Annotated in this window: 16 protein-coding genes; 7 read left to right on the plus strand and 9 right to left on the minus strand. The window is 60.0% G+C overall.

Annotation, left to right across the window (positions count from 1 at the left end; all coding sequences use genetic code 11):
• Window positions 1–171: 171 nt before the first annotated feature.
• Window positions 172–1236, minus strand: coding sequence for a tetratricopeptide repeat protein (locus tag OIS53_RS18910; RefSeq protein WP_264680137.1), 1065 nt, complete (start codon window positions 1234–1236; stop codon window positions 172–174).
• 177 nt (window positions 1237–1413) lie between these two features.
• Here OIS53_RS18910 and OIS53_RS18915 point away from each other — a divergent pair, with 177 nt between their 5' ends.
• On the plus strand, window positions 1414–1968 hold the full coding sequence (locus OIS53_RS18915; RefSeq protein WP_264680138.1) for a Riean_0653 family protein: 555 nt from the start codon (window positions 1414–1416) through the stop codon (window positions 1966–1968).
• Window positions 1969–2166: 198 nt separating this feature from the next.
• On the opposite strand, the gene OIS53_RS18920 is transcribed toward OIS53_RS18915, so the two are convergent.
• Complete coding sequence (locus OIS53_RS18920) at window positions 2167–2460, minus strand: hypothetical protein (RefSeq protein ID WP_264680139.1); 294 nt, start codon at window positions 2458–2460, stop codon at window positions 2167–2169.
• Window positions 2461–2671: 211 nt separating this feature from the next.
• Between OIS53_RS18920 and OIS53_RS18925 the strand changes: the two genes are divergently transcribed.
• The 3 genes from OIS53_RS18925 to OIS53_RS18935 all read left to right on the plus strand — a co-directional run bounded on the left by OIS53_RS18925 (window position 2672) and on the right by OIS53_RS18935 (window position 4951).
• Entirely contained in the window at window positions 2672–3094 is a 423-nt protein-coding gene (locus tag OIS53_RS18925; protein WP_264680140.1) for a BrxA/BrxB family bacilliredoxin, read from the plus strand.
• A gap of 96 nt (window positions 3095–3190) precedes the next feature.
• Window positions 3191–3913 (plus strand): GNAT family N-acetyltransferase, encoded by a 723-nt coding sequence (locus OIS53_RS18930; RefSeq protein WP_264680141.1) that lies wholly within the window; start codon window positions 3191–3193, stop codon window positions 3911–3913.
• Between the two features lie 96 nt (window positions 3914–4009).
• Complete coding sequence (locus OIS53_RS18935) at window positions 4010–4951, plus strand: glycosyltransferase family 2 protein (protein WP_264680142.1); 942 nt, start codon at window positions 4010–4012, stop codon at window positions 4949–4951.
• 135 nt (window positions 4952–5086) lie between these two features.
• On the opposite strand, the gene OIS53_RS18940 is transcribed toward OIS53_RS18935, so the two are convergent.
• From OIS53_RS18940 to recQ, 4 genes are all read right to left on the minus strand, one after another.
• Window positions 5087–6025 carry a hypothetical protein gene (locus OIS53_RS18940; RefSeq protein ID WP_264680143.1) on the minus strand — a complete coding sequence of 313 codons (939 nt, stop codon included), beginning with the start codon at window positions 6023–6025 and terminating at the stop codon, window positions 5087–5089.
• A gap of 78 nt (window positions 6026–6103) precedes the next feature.
• Window positions 6104–6517 carry a hypothetical protein gene (locus OIS53_RS18945; protein ID WP_264680145.1) on the minus strand — a complete coding sequence of 138 codons (414 nt, stop codon included), beginning with the start codon at window positions 6515–6517 and terminating at the stop codon, window positions 6104–6106.
• A gap of 207 nt (window positions 6518–6724) precedes the next feature.
• Entirely contained in the window at window positions 6725–7426 is a 702-nt protein-coding gene (locus tag OIS53_RS18950) for a hypothetical protein (protein WP_264680146.1), read from the minus strand.
• 121 nt (window positions 7427–7547) lie between these two features.
• On the minus strand, window positions 7548–9737 hold the full coding sequence (recQ, locus tag OIS53_RS18955) for a DNA helicase RecQ (protein WP_264680147.1): 2190 nt from the start codon (window positions 9735–9737) through the stop codon (window positions 7548–7550).
• A 187-nt stretch (window positions 9738–9924) separates the two neighbouring features.
• Here recQ and OIS53_RS18960 point away from each other — a divergent pair, with 187 nt between their 5' ends.
• From OIS53_RS18960 to OIS53_RS18970, 3 genes are all read left to right on the plus strand, one after another.
• Complete coding sequence (locus tag OIS53_RS18960) at window positions 9925–10902, plus strand: KpsF/GutQ family sugar-phosphate isomerase (protein WP_413775167.1); 978 nt, start codon at window positions 9925–9927, stop codon at window positions 10900–10902.
• 236 nt (window positions 10903–11138) lie between these two features.
• Window positions 11139–12155: a bestrophin family protein gene (locus OIS53_RS18965; RefSeq protein WP_264680149.1), complete on the plus strand. Its 1017-nt coding sequence runs from the start codon at window positions 11139–11141 to the stop codon at window positions 12153–12155.
• Window positions 12156–12260: 105 nt separating this feature from the next.
• Window positions 12261–13388, plus strand: coding sequence for a mannose-1-phosphate guanylyltransferase (locus tag OIS53_RS18970; protein ID WP_264680150.1), 1128 nt, complete (start codon window positions 12261–12263; stop codon window positions 13386–13388).
• Window positions 13389–13528: 140 nt separating this feature from the next.
• Here the strand turns inward: OIS53_RS18970 and OIS53_RS18975 are convergent, their stop codons facing one another.
• The 3 genes from OIS53_RS18975 to OIS53_RS18985 all read right to left on the minus strand — a co-directional run bounded on the left by OIS53_RS18975 (window position 13529) and on the right by OIS53_RS18985 (window position 17574).
• A complete protein-coding gene (locus OIS53_RS18975) occupies window positions 13529–15148 on the minus strand; it encodes a glycosyltransferase family 39 protein (protein ID WP_264680151.1) in 1620 nt (539 codons plus the stop codon).
• Between the two features lie 309 nt (window positions 15149–15457).
• A complete protein-coding gene (rlmB, locus tag OIS53_RS18980; RefSeq protein WP_413775168.1) occupies window positions 15458–16405 on the minus strand; it encodes a 23S rRNA (guanosine(2251)-2'-O)-methyltransferase RlmB in 948 nt (315 codons plus the stop codon).
• Window positions 16369–17574, minus strand: coding sequence for a GWxTD domain-containing protein (locus tag OIS53_RS18985; protein WP_264680152.1), 1206 nt, complete (start codon window positions 17572–17574; stop codon window positions 16369–16371). The genes rlmB and OIS53_RS18985 overlap by 37 nt, the downstream gene beginning before the upstream one ends.
• Window positions 17575–17806 lie beyond the last annotated feature (232 nt).

The raw sequence follows: 17806 nt of genomic DNA on the forward strand, positions 1-17806 counted from the left end.
ATTCCGACGCAGGAGGAATCTGGCGCGCTTCGTGGACCTCACCCCCCGGCCTTCTCTCCAAAAGAGAGGGGGTGCCAGACGATTGGGGTTAGCTCGCACGCAAGATGCTTCGCTTCGCTCTGCATCACGTTTCTCCTTATGCGTGCGTCCATCCTTTCTAGTCCTGCGTTCCTACTCGGCGCCGCAGCCGGAGTTGGCGGCGTGGGTGGTGCCGGCTTCCAGGCCCAGCTCGGCGGCTTTGCGCCAGTCCTGGCAGGCGGCGTCGGGGTTGCGCAGCATTTCGCGGGCGTGGCCGCGGTTGAGGTAGGCTTCGGCGTACTGCGCGTTCAGGCCGATGGCTTTGGTGGCGTCGGCTTCGGCCCGCTTGTAGTCTTCCAGCTTGAGGCAGGCGGCGGCGCGGTTGTTCCAGGCAAAGGCGTAGGCCGGGTCTAGCTCAATGGCTTTGGTGAAATCCTCGGCGGCGCCTTTGTAGTCGGCTTGCTCGTAGCGGGCGGTGCCGCGGTTGGAGTAGGCCAGGGCGTTGTCCTGCTTCTTGGCTAGGTAGTCGTTGTAGTCCTGGAGGGCGCCTTTCAGGTCGCCGGCGCGGCGGCGGGTGGCGGCGCGGTTCAGCAGGGCGGGCAGCAGCTCGGGTTGCAGCTTCAGGGCCTGGGTGTAGTCCTGAACGGCGGCCGTGAGGTGGCCGAGCTGGCGCTGGGCGCTGCCCCGGTCGTGCCAGGCGTAGGCGTAGGCAGGGTCGGCCTTGATGGCCTGGTCGAAATCGGCCTTGGCGCCCTGGTAATCGGCTTTCTCGAAGCGCAGAGCCCCGCGGTAGTACCAGGCCGGGGCGTAGTCGGCCTTCAGCTCGGCAGCTTTGCCGTAGTCCTGCTCAGCCTCGGCGGGCTGCTTCAGGGCTTCGCGCACCTGCGCCCGCCCGAAGTAGGCCGTGAACGTGGCGGGGTCGAGCTTGATGGCCTGGTCGTAGTCCTGCGCCGCCGGTTGGTACTCCTTCAGCTCGTAGCGCACGGCGGCGCGGTTGTAGTAGGCCTTGGCAAAGTCGGGCTTGGCAGCCAGGGCCTTGTTGAAATCCTGCAAGGCAGCCTGGTAGCTTTTCTGGTTGAACTTCGTCACCCCGCTGTTGTACAGCTTTTCGGCCAGCTGGGAGGGAGGGAGAGTGCTGGCCCGCACGGTGTCTACTTGGGCGTGGGCGGCCGCCGCTCCCAGGAACAGGACCACCAACACAAAACTCATCTTTCGCATAGCATGCCGCCAGTTTCAGTGGCGCGGGATAAATGTAATTTTATTTGCGGGAAGCGTAGATAGGGAACAAGTAAAATGTTGCGTAATTGTCTTTTCTGGTTAATGCGTATTTTGCTACATCTGCACACACTTGTACCACACGCAGCGTAACGGCATACCGTCTACCCGCTCTATCGTATGAAATTACCTCTCGGTTTTGCCGTGGCGCTGCTTTGCACAGTTGTGGCCTGTCAGAAGAAGCATGTCACTCCGCTACCCTCAGGCAAGAACACTTTCTCGTGTCGGATTGATGGCAAAACACTCACGCCTCAGCTTCCGCCCATTATTTTGACAACGAGAACGGCCTTGAAAGCAAGGCGTGTAAATCGTGCAGGTGGCTTTTTCATCGAGGCAAAAGATTCATTCAATGAATTAGATATTTACTCCACTCCTACGCAGGGAGTAGGGACGTACTCATTGGGGTACTCGCTGAATACTAATCCTTATTCCTATCCTCTAAATAACTATGGTGTGTATCGGTCATACCGGCCAATTACCCCAAATGATGATCCATATAATCTGCCTGATCCAGTTCAGTACTACACCGATGCCACGCATACCGGCACCGTGAGGGTTACCCGCTTCGATACCGTGGCCCGCGTGGCAGGCGGCACGTTCGAGTATACCGCTAAAGACAAGGCCACTGGCAAGCTGGTCCGCATTACCAATGGTCAGTTTGACGTTTTGTTTTAACCGATAAAAAGCGGAGGCAACGTAGCTGTATTAGGTCGTTCCGAACACAGTAGACCGTCCTGCTCCATCTGGCGTCCGCTTACCGAAGCATCTCTACCGAGGGTAATCAACTAGCATTACAACGAAGCGGTAGAGATGCTTCGGCAAGCGGACGCCAGATGGAGCAGGACGGTCTACAGGCTTCCTAAACAGCGTAGCTTACCCCGGCAGCTGGGTGCGCACGAGTTCCTCCCACTCCCGGCGCAACGACCCGTTGAACACCGGCCGGCCGGCGCGGCGGTACCAGTAAGCGGCGTTGCCGACGTCGCCTTCCTGGCGGTGCAGAAAGGCGTGCAGCCAGTTGTGCAGCGAGTCGTGCTCGTTGTCCTGGGCAATGTCGTGGGCGCGGTGCCACTCGTCGCGGCCGGCGTGCCACAGGGCTTCCAGTAGGGGCGAGAGGCCGGCCGGCGGCGCAGACTGGGTTTGGGAGGCGAGGAAGTCGGCGTAGAGCATAGGGCTTGGAAAGCTAGGAAAACGGAGGAACGACGGCGGCCTGCACTAACGACGCTGACTTACCGTCGGCAGCTATAGTCAGCGTAAACTAATTGGTCCGCGGCGGGGTTCTATACGCCGACTGCGGCGGTGCGGTGGCAGTTGCGTAATTTTGCCCGGCCGCCCGGCACTTTGCCGTCGGATTGTTCATTCTAACGCCTAGCTTTCACCTATGGCCACGTATCCCGAATACATGGTAGCCCCGATTCGCCAGGACCTCGTTGAGGCCGGTTTCGAGCAGCTCATGACCCCCGAAGAAGTAGACGCCGTGCTCAGCGAGCAGGAAGGCACCGTGCTGGTGGCCGTCAACTCGGTGTGCGGCTGCGCCGCCGCCAAAGCCCGCCCGGCCCTGAAAATGGCCGTTTCCAGCTCCGAGAAGAAGCCCAGCAAGCTCGTCACGGTGTTTGCTGGCATGGAAACCGAAGCCGTAGCCAAGGCCCGCGAGCATATGCTGCCCTATCCGCCCAGCAGCCCCTGCATTGCCCTGTTCAAAGACGGCGAGCTGGTGCACATGATTGAGCGTTACCACATCGAAGGCAACGACCTGATGCGCATCGTCAACAACCTACAAGGTGCGTTTGAGGAGCACTGCTAAGGTAGTTGTAGTGGTGTAACGCGAAGCTAAAGTTCGCGCTTCACCATAACAAGCCCGCTGCCCTTACGCAGCGGGCTTTTGCGTTATTTGCACCGTATGCAACACGCCGCTACCATTCAGCCCTTGTCCTGGGACACTGATTTCCTGGGGTTTCGCGTGGGCCGGCTGCACGGTTCCACCCTGGCGCAGCCGCAGCTGGAAGACCTGCTGGCCCAGGCCCGGCAGGCTGGCTACCGGCTGCTCTACTGGTTTGTGGCCCCCACCGATGCTGCCTCGGCCCGCGCCGCTGCCGCAGCAGGAGCCATACTGGCCGACCGCAAGATTCGGCTGCGGCTGCCGGTGCGCCCGGACCAAACGACCACGCTGCCGCCCGGCATCGTTTCCACTACCGATTTCAGCCCCGCGTTGCAGGCCCTGGCCGCCCAGGCCGGCGAGTATTCCCGCTTTCAGGTAGACCCGCATTTTGGCCCCGACGTGTACCGGCGCCTGTACGGGGAATGGCTGCGCCGCTCCCTGGCCGGCGAGCTGGCCCGCGAGGTGCTGGTGTATCAGCCCCAGCCCAGTGAGCCTGTGCAGGGGTTTCTAACCTTGGCCGAGAAAAATAACTGCACCGAAATGGTGCTGATGGCCGTGGACGCCGCCCAGCGCGGACGTGGCATTGGGGCGGCTTTCATCGAAGCTGCCCGCTGCCGGGCTGCCGCCTGGGGCCACGCGGCCGTGCAGCTCACCACGCAGGCCGCCAACCCGGCCTGCCGCCTGTACCAGCGCCAGGGGTTTGTGCTGGAGCACGAAGAGCACGTGTATCATCTGTGGCTGTAGCTTTGGGGCTTGGCAAAGCCAACCGATTGGCCGGCTGAGGCCAGCTCTGGTCCGCCAACCAAAGAAAATTTCCCTGCTGCCCCCGTACCTTGCTGCATGTCACACCCGTCTTCCGCGCCCGACTACTCGGTGGTAGTGCCCGTGTACCTGGGCCAGGATACGTTGCGGCCCCTGACGGCCCAGCTGGTCGAGTTTTTCACGACGACGGGCCGCACGTTTGAAATCATCTTCGTCTACGACTGCGGGCCCGACAACTCCTGGCAGGTTATCCAGGAGCTTCGCGCGGAGCTGGGGCCGGAGCTGGTACGGGCCGTGCACCTGACCCGCAACTTTGGGCAACACAACGCCCTGCTGTGCGGGTTTGGGGAGGCGCGGGGACGTTTCATCGTGACCATGGACGAGGACTTGCAGCACCGCCCCGCCGACATCGAGCAGCTCATCCGGCGCCAGCGCGAAGGCAATTTTGATGTGGTGTACGGCCGGCCCGGCATGCTGCGGCACTCCCGCTTCCGCAACGTTACGTCCGGGGCCATGCGCCGCCTGCTGCGCGCCGGCATCCCCGACCTGCACCCCGACTACTCCGCCTTCCGCCTCCTGAAAGCCGACACAGCCCGGAGCTGCCTCGACATGCGCAACTCCTACACCTTCCTCGACGGCTACCTGACCTGGGTGACGACGCACGTGGCCAGTGCCCCGGTGGAGCACCAGCCGCGGGCCGCCGGCCGTAGCGGCTACACCGTCGGTAAGCTGGTGGCGTATTCCGTCAACATCTTCGTCACCTTCTCCAACCTGCCCATCCGGCTGCTCACCTTCACGTCGGTGGCCGTGTTTCTGCTCACTAGCTCGTACTCGGTCTATGTGCTGGTGCGCAAGCTGGTGTACAACGACTTCCTGCTGGGTTTTCCGTCCTTGATAATTTCCATCGGCTTCGGAGTGGGGCTGATACTGCTGGGCCTGGGCATTGTGGGCGAGTACATCCACCGCATCAACCTGAAAACCACCCGCCGCCCCAACTTCGTGAAGCGGGAAGCAGTGTAGAGACGCAACATCTTGCGTCTCGTCGTTGGTGCCGCTAGAAAGATGGATGCTCAGGCGGTGTCGTTCAGCGACGAGACGCAAGATGTTGCGTCTCTACAACGGCTACCGTTACGCTAAAAGCAAGCCACAGCAACCTCAGGCCAAGCCCCGCCGGCGCCGGATAGCCAGCCCGATGCCGCCTCCCAGCAAAATGGCGGCGCTAAAGATGAGTCCCAGCCACAGCACCAGGTGATACGTACCGGCATCGGTGTCCATGGGCCGGCCGTTGGTAAAGTATTGATTTTCCAGCACGTACACGGGCTCGGCCAGGCGCAGGCCCTGCTGCTCGAAGGCGGTGCGGGCCACGGTGGGCAGCGTACCCACGTGCAGCTCGCCGGTGAAGGTGCCCGGAAAGGCCGAGGTTTGGTCGTACACGAACGTCTGCTGGTTTTTCTCGTCGAAGTACACGCCAGTGGAGGTGTCGTAGACGATGCGCACCGGCTGGCCGGGGCGCCACTCGGGACCCGTGAGCGGCACGTAGCGGTTGGTGCGGGCCACCTTGCCGTAGCGCGTTTCTTCCAGCACGTACTGGTACTCGGCCTGAAATACGGCGTGCAGCACCGCAAACTTAGCACGGGCCGGTACCGGAGCGGTGGGCTGGTTGATGAAGTCGAGCTGATGCACGGGCTCCTGGGCGTTGGCCGTGGCTTGGTGGCTCAGCCAGAAGTACGCCGGCACGGCCAGCAGCGCCGGCACGGCCGCTATCCAGGCCAGCGTGCGGAAGCTGGCCCCGGCGCGGGGGCGGCCATCGGGGCCCACGGCGGGCGGCGCGGCGGCAGCCAGCCCGCGGCGGTCGAAGCGGGAGACAAACAGCAGCAGGGGCAGCAGGAGCAGCAAGGTGGCGAGGATTAGCGTCACCCGCTCGGAGGCCGAGCCAAACCAGCGGATTTGCAGGTCAATCAGCCAGCCGCACAGGCCGGTTTTGGTGAAGGAGCTGTACAGCAGATAGCCCAGCGCCAGCACGAAATACGCCGAGTACAGCACAGTTTTCAGAGGCCGGCGCGGGTCGGTGGGGAGGGAAGAAGTAGAAGGCATAACGAAAGGCTAGGTGAACAGTACGCTTTCTACGCAAGGTAGCCGTACGGTGGCGCTTCGCAGCCATACCTGACAAGGTCAGTGGCTACCATCCCGCAGGTACAGGTAAAACCCAACGCCCGCCAGCGCGCACCCGCTTATAAAAGCTCCCAGCCCAGCCAGCAGCCCCGGCGGCCAGCCTGCCACCGGCCCCGGCCACAGGCGCACCGCTGCTTCGGCCAGCAGCCCCAGACCCAGTAGCCACTGGGCCAACTGCCGCAGCATGCGCCAGGTGTAAGGCGGCGGTGCGGGTCGCCGGACGGATACGCCGTAGCGCGGCTGCATCATCTGCTGGAACACCGGCCGGTCGTGGCGGTAAATCAGCCCGAACACGGGCGGCACCAGCAGCAGCGCCAGCCCCAACGTCCCGCCCAGTATTACGGTCATAACGGCGCCCGTGCCCACTGCTGGCACGTCGCGCAGGGGCCAGGCCGCGCCCGTAGTTGCCGTCATGCACCCGCAAATCAGCAGCGCAATCAACACGCAATACAAAAATCCGCGTCCGCCCATGAATGGAAAATAACAGCAGGAAACGGGCAACTGCAAGTCCACCGCCGCACCAACTTGCGGCTCCCGTTTCAAACACCAAAGCCGCCCCTGGTGGGGCGGCTTTGGTAAAAACAGAATTCTATAACGCCCAGTGCAGCGGGCTTGGAAGTCTCAATAGGTGAACGAAGCGAAATTGGAGCCGGAGGTGGAAAGGGCAGGATATACTACCTTCTTGCTCACCGGATCCGTGTATGTATCGGCGTAGATGTTGTCGCCATAGGCTGTGACCTGAAGAGGGGTGCCCGGTAACAGGCCGGCCGACCGGAGCTGGTCGAAGGTAATAACATCAAAGAATTGGTCGTCGCTGACGTTCGTCTCCCCTACGGTAGTTAAGGAATAACTGGTTGAAGACACGGGGCCATTATTGAAGAACAAGCGGTGCTTGCGCGGTGGCAAGCCGATCGGGGTGATATCTCCCATCAAACCGCGTATGTACACGGCGTCATTACCAAGCGAAACGACAATACTTTGTACGCCGCGCAAGTTACGTGTGCCCACGGTGACGGTAGGCAGCTTCTCAGCTTTCTTAACCGGATGATCAAGGAGTTTATATGTGCCTAAGAATGCCTTCTCAAACATAATGGTTTGACTGCCGGCTTGGGCTTTTACTTCGTAGTAACCGCTCTGATTCGTCTCGGTGCTTCCCGTAGCGGAAGATACTTTTATCCCGCTTCGATCAGCTACTGCCCGGCCGAACTCATCCATCAGCCGTACTTCACCGGAAAGAAGTACGGTGGGTGGGGAGTCGTCTTTCCCACAGGCAGATAAAAAGCAGACAGTAGCAATCGAGAGAGAGAAGTAAGAGAGTTTCAATGTGTACTGAAGTTTATAACATTTGCCTAGGGACCATTCCCACCGGCGCGACATTGCTATGAGTAGCCCACAGCTGACCAAAAACCAGCGAAATCATACCAATCAGCCTTAATCTGCGATTCTAATTCGCCACTTCACTCAGGAACTTGATGCGCATCAGGCGCAGGTCTTCCTCGGTGTAGTCGTCGGTGCCCAGCTCCTTCAGGGCCACGGCAATGTTGTCGGTGCTGGCCGACATGAAGTAGTCGTAGATTTCGTCCTGGCGTTCCTGGTCCAGCACGCCGTTGATGTAGTAGTCGAGGTTGAGCTTGGTGCCGGAGTAGCAGATGTGCTCGATTTCCTCTATCAGCTCCCGCATGTCGATGCCTTTAGAGGAAGCAATTTCCTCCAGGTCCATCTTCTTGTCGATCTGCTGAATGATGTAAATCTTGATTTTCGACTTGTTGACGGCCGATTTCACCACCACGTCGGCGGCCGTCATAATGTCGTTTTCCTCCACGTACTTCTTGATCAGCTCCAGGAAAGGCGCCCCGAACTTCTGGGCTTTGCCCTGGCCCACGCCGGCCACGTGGGCCAGGTCTTCCAGCTTGGTGGGGAAGGTGGTAGCCATTTCCTTCAGGCTGGGGTCCTGAAACAGCACGTAGGGCGGCAGGCCTTTCTGCTGGGCTATTTTCTTGCGCAGGGCCTTGAGCATGTCAAACAAGGCCTCGTCGTGGCCGGCGGCCTGCTGCACTTCTTCCTGTTCCTGTTCTTCTTTCACCTCTTCCTCGTAGTTGTGGTCCTCGGTGAGCTTGATGGAATGCGGATTTTCAATGAAGTCGAGGCCCTTGGGCGTGATTTTGACGACCCCGAAGTTTTCAATGTCTTTCTCCAACAGGCCATTGAGCAGGCTCTGGCGCAGCAGCGAGTGCCAGAACTGCGCGTCATGCTCTTTGCCCTGGCCGTAGATGGGCAGCTTGTCGTGGCCGTAGCTTTCCACGTGCGGGTTGTTCATGCCCATGAGCACCGTGCCGATGTGGTCCAGACCGAACCGCTCCTCGGTCTGCACCACGGCTTTCAGGGCCAGCAGCACTTCGTTTTTGGCCTCAAACCGCTCTTTGGGGTGCTTGCAGTTGTCGCAGAAGCCACAGTCCCGCTCAAACGTCTCGCCGAAGTAGTGCAGCAGCTGCTTGCGCCGGCACACGGCCGAGTCGGCGTAGTTGGCCATTTCCTGCAAGAGCAGCTTGGAGTTGTCGCGCTCCGTTACGGGCTTGTCCTTGTTGAACTTCTCCAGCTTCACGATGTCGTCGTAGCTGTAGAACATCAGGCAGTCCCCTTCCAGGCCGTCGCGGCCGCCGCGGCCGGTTTCCTGGTAGTAGCCCTCAATGCTCTTGGGCGTGTCGTAGTGAATCACGAAGCGCACGTCGGGCTTGTCGATGCCCATGCCGAAGGCAATAGTGGCCACAATCACGTCGCACTCTTCATTCAGAAAAGCGTCCTGGTTGGCCATGCGCACCTGCGGGTCGAGGCCGGCGTGGTAGGGCAGGGCGCGCACGTCGTTGACGCGCAGCAGCTCGGCAATTTCCTCTACCTTCTTGCGGCTCAGGCAGTATACAATGCCGGCCTGGCCTTTGCGCAGCTTCACGTACTGAATCAGCTGCTTTTTGGTGTTGTGCTTGGGCCGGACTTCGTAGTAGAGGTTGGTGCGGTTGAACGAGGTCTTGAACACCGACGCATCGTCCATTTGCAGGTTTTTCTGGATGTCCTGCTGCACCTTGGGCGTGGCCGTGGCCGTGAGGGCAATAATTGGTATCTGCGCGCCCAGCCCGTCGATGATGCTGCGGATTTTGCGGTACTCGGGCCGGAAGTCGTGGCCCCACTCCGAAATGCAGTGGGCCTCGTCAATAGCCACGAAGGAGATGGTGGCCTTGTTCAGAAACTCGATGGTTTCGTCCTTGGTTAGGCTTTCGGGGGCCACGTAGAGCAGCTTTACCTCGCCGCTGATAACGTCGCGCTTCACCTTGTTCATCTCCGACTTGCTCAACGTGGAGTTCAGGAACTGCGCGTTGACGCCGAAGGCGTTGAGCTGGTCGACCTGATTTTTCATCAGGGCAATCAGCGGCGAAATGACGATGGCCGTGCCGGGCAGCACCAGGGCGGGCAGCTGATAGCACAGGCTTTTGCCGGCCCCCGTGGGCATAATCACGAAGGTATTGTGGCCGGCAATAACATTTTGAATAATGTCTTCCTGGACGCCCCGGAACTGACCGTACCCGAAAACTTCCTTTAACTTGCCTTTCAGATCAGCCTCGCGCTTCACTTGGTTTTTCACGGCTGGCATTGACATCCTCACTAACTCAGATTGGGGGTTGTAGATTGATGCAGCGGCCCACGCGGCTTGCTACCTCAATCTAGGAATTTTGAAGCATAGCGTATAGGGTATTGGATATCAAGACAAGAAGCTGGTCTGGTACCGTCCACCGCATAGGCTCTGCCGCTTACGCAATATCAAATTTAGATTGAAACCGCAGAACGAACTTAACACCCTGGCAAAAAAAGTGCTTCAGCAAGAAGCTGAGGCCATTCAGGGAGTAGCCGTTGCCCTGGCCCAAACCCCCGATTTTGCACAATGCGTAGGGGCTATTCTGGCCCTGCGCGGCCGGGTGGTGGTAACGGGCATCGGCAAAAGTGCCCACATTGCCGGCAAAATAGTGGCCACGCTGAACTCCACGGGCACGCCGGCCCTGTTTATGCACGCCGCCGACGCCATCCACGGCGACCTAGGCATGATTCAGGCTGAGGACTTCGTTATTGCCATCAGCAAGTCCGGCGACACGCCCGAAATCAAGGTGCTGGTGCCCCTGCTCAAGCGCAAAGGCGTGCCCCTGGCCGCCCTGGTCAGCAACGCTGATTCCTACCTGGCCGTGCAGGCCGACTACGTGCTGCACGCCCCCGTGGAGCGCGAAGCCTGCCCCCACAACCTGGCACCCACTACCTCCACCACGGCCGCCCTGGCCCTGGGCGACGCCCTGGCCGTGTGCCTGCTGGAAAGCCGGGAGTTTACGCGCCAGGACTTTGCCCGCCTGCACCCCGGCGGCACTCTGGGCAAGCAGCTTTACCTGAAAGTGGGTGACCTGAGCCGCCAGAACCAGCAGCCCCAGGTCCTGGACACGGCCCCGCTGCCCGATATTATTTTTGAAATTTCGGGTAAGCGCCTGGGCGCTACGGCCGTGCTTAATGCGGCGGGCCAGCTCCAGGGCATCATCACCGACGGCGACCTGCGCCGCATGCTTACTGCCCACGCCGGCCGCCTCGACGCGGTGCAGGCCCGCGACATCCTCACGCCCAACCCCGTCACGGTGGAGGTCGACGACTTTGCCGCCGAGGCCCTGGCCCGCATGCAGCAGCGCAACATCACCCAACTCATCGTCACCGACCAGGGCCGTTTCAGCGGCTTCATCCACCTCCACGACCTGCTGCGCGAAGGGCTGGTGTAGTTTGGGGTGAAGGGTGACAGGGTAATGAGGTGACAGGTAACAGGTAACAGGTAACAGCTAACAGGTAACAAGTAGAACGTCATGCTGAGCGGAGCCGGAGGCGAAGTCGAAGCATCTCTACTGCTTCGTTGCTACTCTGGTTGATTAGCCAGCGGGAGAGATGCTTCGGCAAGCTCAGCATGACCTTCAACCCGTCACCTGTTACCTGTCACCTGTCACTTCCTCACCTGACCCCTATGTACACCCGGCGCAACATCCGAACCAAGCTTATCCTGCAATTTGCCTGGAAAAACCTGCTGGGGTTTACGCTCTGGGCGGGGCTTGTAACGGCCAGCTACGTGCTGCTGCGGCCGCGCGGCCTCGATATTCGCCTGCCGTTTCTGCCCCTGAGCACCATTGGCATAGCCGTGGCCTTTTACATGGGCTTCAAGAACAGTCAGTCGTACGACCGGTTCTGGGAGGCGCGCAAAATCTGGGGTGGCATCGTGAATACCAGCCGGCTGTGGGGCAGCCAGGTGTGCAGCTACGTGGGCGGGCTGGAGCTGGCGGCCGGCGCCGAGCCCTCGGCCGAGCTGCGCGGCGTGCACCAGGACCTGCTATACCGGCAGCTGGCCTGGATTAACGCCTTGCGCCTGCAACTGCGCCGCACCACCATCCACGACCGGCACAACCTCAGCTACGCTCCCGACCTGCACCTGCAACTCGACCGGGATTCACAGGACAACGTGGCCTGCTTTCTGAGTTCCGCCGAGTACGGCAGCCTCGGGGCCGCGGCCAACGCCGCCGTGCAGCTGCTGCACACCCAGTCGGTGAAACTGCAACAGCTGCGCACCCAACACCTGCTCAACGACTTCCAGCACATCGACCTGATGCAGACCGTGAAGGAGGGCTACAACCTGCAAGGCATGTGCGAAAGAATCAAGAACACGCCCTTTCCGCGCCAGTATGCCTACTTCAGCACCGTGTTCGTGTGGATATTTGTGCTGCTACTGCCGCTTGGGCTGGTAGGCGAGTTCAGCAAGCTCAGCAACGGCGCGGCCGTGTGGCTCACGGTGCCGTTTTCGGTGCTGATATCGTGGATTTTCACCACCATTGAAATCGTGGGCGACAACTCCGAAGACCCCTTCGAGAACTACATCAACGACGTGCCGATGACGGCCATCTGCCGCACCATTGAAATCGACCTGCGCCAGATGCTGGGCGAAACCAACCTGCCGCCCCGCCTACAGCCCGTCGACGATATTCTGCTCTAGCTGCGAGCTAGGCCACAGGGCGGGAGCCGCGCTGGTGTCGGGCAAAATCGGATATTTGCAGGCCGCCGGTTCTTTTGCTTACTGCCGGGCCGGGCCCGCATTTCTATGACCCAGCATACCTACCTCGTGGTAATGGCCGGCGGCATTGGCAGCCGCTTCTGGCCGTTTAGCCGCACCCACCACCCCAAGCAGTTCCACGATGTGCTAGGCCTGGGCCGATCCATGCTCCAGCTCACCGTCGACCGGTTTCGCACCATCTGCCCGCCCGAGAATGTGTTTGTCGTGACCAACCGCGACTACATGGAGCTGGTGCAGCAGCACCTGCCCGAGCTGCCCCAAGACCAGATTTTGGGGGAGCCTATCGGCCGCAACACGGCCCCGTGCATCGCCTACGCCAGCTACCGCATCGCCCAGCGCGACTCGGAGGCCGTGGTTATCGTAACGCCCGCCGACCACGCCGTGATGCACGAGGAAAACTTCCGCGAGGCCATCCGGACGGCCGTGGCCGGGGCCCGCACCCACGAGGTGCTCATTACCCTGGGCATCCAGCCTTCCCGCCCCGACACGGGCTACGGCTACATCCAGTTCATTGACGACCCGGTGCCGGCCAGCCACGTCCAGACCGCGCCGGGCCACGAGGACGGCACCTTTCCGGCCGCTCTGCGCAAAGTCAAAACCTTTACCGAGAAGCCTAATTTGGAGCTGGCCCAGATGTTCGTGGCCAGCGGCGACTTCCTCTGGAACTCCGGCCTGTTTGTGTGGCGGGCCGACGTCATCATCCGCGCCTTCCACCAGTACCTGAGCGACATTGCCGAGGTCTTCGACGAAGGCCGGGACATCCTGGGCACCCCGCAGGAAGAGGAGTTTATATCCAGGGCCTACACCCGCTGCCGCAACATCAGCATCGACTACGGGGTGATGGAAAAGGCCGACAATGTGTACGTGCTGCCCGCCGATTTCGGGTGGAGCGACCTGGGAACCTGGGACTCCCTGCACCGCATGGGCCACCACGACGCCGACGACAACGTGGTGGACGGCAACGCCCTGCTCTACGACACCAAAGAGTGCGTCATCAAAACCCCCTCCGAGCGCCTCGTCGTAGTACAGGGCCTCGAAGGCTTCATCGTAGCCGAGTACGACAACGTGCTCCTTATCTGCCGCCGCACCGAGGAGCAGCGCGTCAAGGATTTTGTAGCCGATGTGAAATCGAAAAAAGGAACGGGGTATAATTGAAATTAGTGCTTTCTAGAACCTGAATCGTTTCATATTCGGGGTACAATTCGGCCTGGCAGCTCTTTTCCGTTGTCGAACCGGAGCGTGCACCGAATACAAAATAGCTGCACAGCAAGCAGCGCCCGAATAAGCGTACTCAATTATTGAGTTTTAACCCGCATGATGCCTACTTCCCATAGCTCATTTGTGTAAATAACCTCTTTACGGTGACGCGTACTACTCGGCAGCGTATGTATTCGGGATACATAGCCGTAATCAGCTGCGGAATTCAGGCAATCGTCGTAGAATACGTATTTGCCAAATTTGTTAACCTTGTACTCCCCGTTGCTTATTTCTACGTCGACTTCCTGTCGAAACTTTTCGGGTGGGTATTTCAGGTAGAAAAGAGTGTACACATCAGGTAACGGCACCTGCCTGGATATTATGATCTGGTTGACTCCGGTAAGCTCGCTTGCTGATGCAAAGGCTTCTTCCAGACCCACGTTAAATCGGTCTTTGATTCTGCCTTGCGGATACTCTGTAAAGTAGCTCCGGACAGCTGAGCTACCTTCCCAAATCAATACTCCGGCAACAATAAAACGAGCGGCTTGCCTCTGCATACCAGGCCGGATATTCTGGATGATAAACTGCACAACCCAGGCGCATAATGCCAGGCAGGGAAGGTAGAAATGGTTGAATCGGTTTACATTCAGATTAAACAGAAAAATAAAACTTAAAGACGCTGCTGCCCAGATAAAAAATACGGAAAGAACAACGTCTTCGGGAGTGAAGCGGCCCTGAGCCTGCCGTTTGATGAGTTGGTAGGCGGCGGCCAGCGGACCAAGCAGGATAAGCGGCAAGGTGAAGCGTAGCAGTGTCTTATGGCCGTACAGCACATGATTAACCGTTCCGTCGCTGAAGACAGAACGGATGAAATACACGTTTGACTGCACCGTTTCCAGCCAGCCAGCCGGCCGTATCTGGCTCAGGCGCGTGGATGCCAGCGGAGGCGTTGAGAAAAATAACCTGTCGGCCCAGGCTAAATTGTGCTCTAGTATATAATGCTCGGTGAAGAAAAGTAAAAAAGGAAAAGCTAGAATAAAAAACAAAGTAAATGCAAGAATCCAACAACCAAGCCGAGAGTAAATAATCCTGCGGTGTATAAGTAGAACTGCTGAAAACAAAATTGGTAAAATAATAATTGTTGTACCGTACGCATGCAACGACAAAGCAAATGGCAATACGCAAGGAATGATCCACCTGGCTTGATTTCTGATAAGCGCCTGGGTGAGCATAGTGCAGCCCAGTAGCATAAAAAAAGGGGCTATGTTGCTTTCGAGTGACCAGCGGGAAAGCATAAAATGCCACGGCACGAGTGTCAGCAGCAGCAAGCCCAGGAAGGCAGGATAACGGCCAAAAGGGCGTAGGCAAAAAAAGAAAAGAGGCAGCGTCAGGATTCCGAGCAGCAGCGCGGGCAGACGAGCCGAAAATACGGTTAACCCAAAGGCTTTGATAAACGGAATACTTAAATAAGCCTGTAGCACGTTTTGCCCACTGCCCCAGGAAGGAAAATAAACCGGAAGCTTATTTCCCCATCTATCCCGGCCGGTTGTGGCAAGCGAGAAGGATTCGTAGGCGCTATTGGCCTCATCCTGGCTGAAGCCTGGAGGAATATCCGGAAAATGGACAGTGCGAATACAAACTCCGACACTAATAACAAGGAATACTAAGAAGGCGTAAGCAAGCGTATACCTATTAAATCTAGCTGCCTTTCTATGCATGTAGAATAAAATAAAGCGCAAAATCTACTTGCAGGCTTTTCGGTAGTGAAGCATATTAAATAATTGTAGAGCGCGGCCCTTGGCTTCGCCTTCTTACGGTTCGCGTCTCCTCGTCCGCGCCGACAGGTTGCGTAGAGCAATACCATAGGTCGCTCAACGAGGAAGCGCGAACGAAGGAAGGCGTAGTCAAGGGCTAGGTCTCTACTACACCTTTGAGAGACGGCCGCAGGCTTTGCGCCGCACCGGATTCTGACGCTTGTTCGTGTGAATGCCCGGCCTGGAATAGCGACGTAGCTGCACGTTCTGCAATTAGTGTGCTGCCTGCAAACGTTGACGCAGGACTTCGTAGAGCATAATCCCGCTGGCCACCGACACGTTGAGGGAGCTGATCTGGCCGGCCATGGGAATGCGCAGCTTGTGGTCGGCTAGCTGAAGGTACTCGGGGCTGATGCCGTCCTCTTCGCTGCCTATGAGCACGGCCAGGGGCCCGGTCAGGTCCACGGCCCCGGTTTCGAGGCTGGCATCCGACTTCTCAGTACAGGCCACAATTTGCACGCCCGATTCGCGCAGGAAGGTCAGGGTTTCCCGCAAATTCGGCTCCCGGCACACCGGAATCAGGTTGAGGGCCCCGGCCGAGGTTTTCAGGGCGTCGCCGTTAACCTGGGCCGCGCCACGGCTGGGCACCACAATGGCGTGCACGCCCAAGCACTCGGCGTTGCGGGCAATGGAGCCGAAGTTGCGCACGTCGGTAATGCGGTCCAGCACCAGCAGCAGGGGCGTTTTGCCGTCCTCATACAGCCCGGCCAGAATGCCGTCCAGGGGCATGTAGTCGATGGGCGACACGTAAGCCACGGCGCCCTGGTGGTTTTTGCGCGTGATGCCGTCCAGCTTTTCAATCGGCACCGACGACACGGGCACGTTGGCCGCTTTGGCCAGGGCCTGGATGTCCTGGGTCATCGAGTTCTTGGTGCCGCGCAGCAGGAAAATCTTGTCCAGGGTGCGGCCGGCGTTCAGCGCCTCCAAGATGGGGCGCAGGCCGAAAATCATATCGATGCTGCGGTCCTGGGCCGGGCGGTGGGGGTAACGGGGCTTAAACTCGCCGCGGCCGGCGTCGGCGGCGCGCCCTTCGTTTTCGCGGCTCTCGTGGCCCTCACGGGCGGCAGCGGGGCGGCGGGGCGTTACGGGGCGGTTTTCCGAGTCGAAATACTGGCGGCGCGCCGTTAGCGGCCGGCCTGGGCGATTAGTCCTTTTCTCCATTGTTCCACGGCAGCATACCAGAGACGTTCGTACTCGGGGCGGCGCACCAGTTCGTAGTGTTCAGGCGCAAAGGTACTGGGTTTGGGGCGGAAGACGAAGGTGCCAGCCTGGTCCTGGCCGCCGCGGTACACCCAGCGTTCCTCCTGGGCCGTGCGGTACACACTCTCGGGTGGGCCCAGCACCAGGTACAGCATGCCCCGGTCGGTAAGCCAGCCGGCTTTGTGAGCCGTAAACAGCCGGTTGGCCTCCGTCACGCGCCCGTAGTACGTCCGGATCAGCTGCCGCCCGATAGTCTGGTTGCCGCCGGCCACGTCGAGCCAGAACCGGTCAACGGCTTTCTTGGGCTCCGGCGCGTCAAACAGCTTTTTGCGCTCGGCCGAGGAGGTCAGGTAAATCAGCGGGGCAATCAGCTCGTCGGCCGTAGTTTGCTCCGGAAAATTGTTTTCCTCCACCAGCAGGCCCTGCCGGCTGCCCTGGGCCGTGCGCAGCAGGTACAGCCCGGCCGCCAGCCGCAGCGGCTGCCCCGCCCGGTGCCACACAGAGTCTTGCAGGCTGAGCGTACGGGGCTGGGCCGGCAGGGTGCCGGCCATGGGCGGAGCTGCCGCCTGGGAGCTGAGCGGGTAGCGCCGGGCCTGCACGGGCTGGTCGGGGCCGTAGCAGTCCACGCCAAATGCCTCCCTCGTACGCACGTAGCGCCGGAACAGGGGCTGGCCCAGCGTATCGGTGAGCAAGAAGGGGCGGGCCAGGTGCTCCGGCGTGAGCTGTAGCCAGGCGCCTTCGCCGGCCGTGTCGTCTTCGGGGGCAGCATCGGTCTGGAAGCTAAGCACCTGCCCCGGACGGAGCTGATTAAGCGCCATTCCTACTTCCAGCCAGGCACTTTCGCCTTCGCCCCGGCGCCGGGAAGCCACCGGCATGGCCTGCCGCCACAGCGGCTGGCGGGCATCATAACTGGGCCAGGCCGCCACGTGCAGCGTGCCGCTGGCCTGGGCCCGCCTTGCCGGAAGCCGCAGGTACACCCGCAGGCTGTCATTCTCGCGGCGCGTATCGAGCAGCACCCGCCGCTCCGGGCGGTACAAGCTGGCAAAGTCACGGCGCGAAGGCGCCCGAAAAGTGTTGCCCGACAGGCTAAGCAGGCAAAGGAATAGTAGACTAGCAGCAATAGGTTTCACAGCGGGCATAACGAAGAGTGGACACCGGAAGGTACAAACCGTTGGCCTCACCCCCCGGCCCCCTCTCCCGCGGAGAAGGGGAGCCTGACGACAGGTCGTGCTACGCCGCCCTGTCGGCTGCCGCCTCCAGAACGGCTACCTGCTTGTAGTAGCACAGTGGCCGCGTAGCGGCTGAAGGGTTGTAGCCGCCACACATACAGACAACAAGGCGCCGCGTAGCGGTGCAAGAGAC

Origin of the sequence: Hymenobacter sp. YIM 151500-1 (assembly GCF_025979885.1) — a bacterium.
Classification (GTDB): Bacteria; Bacteroidota; Bacteroidia; order Cytophagales; family Hymenobacteraceae; genus Hymenobacter.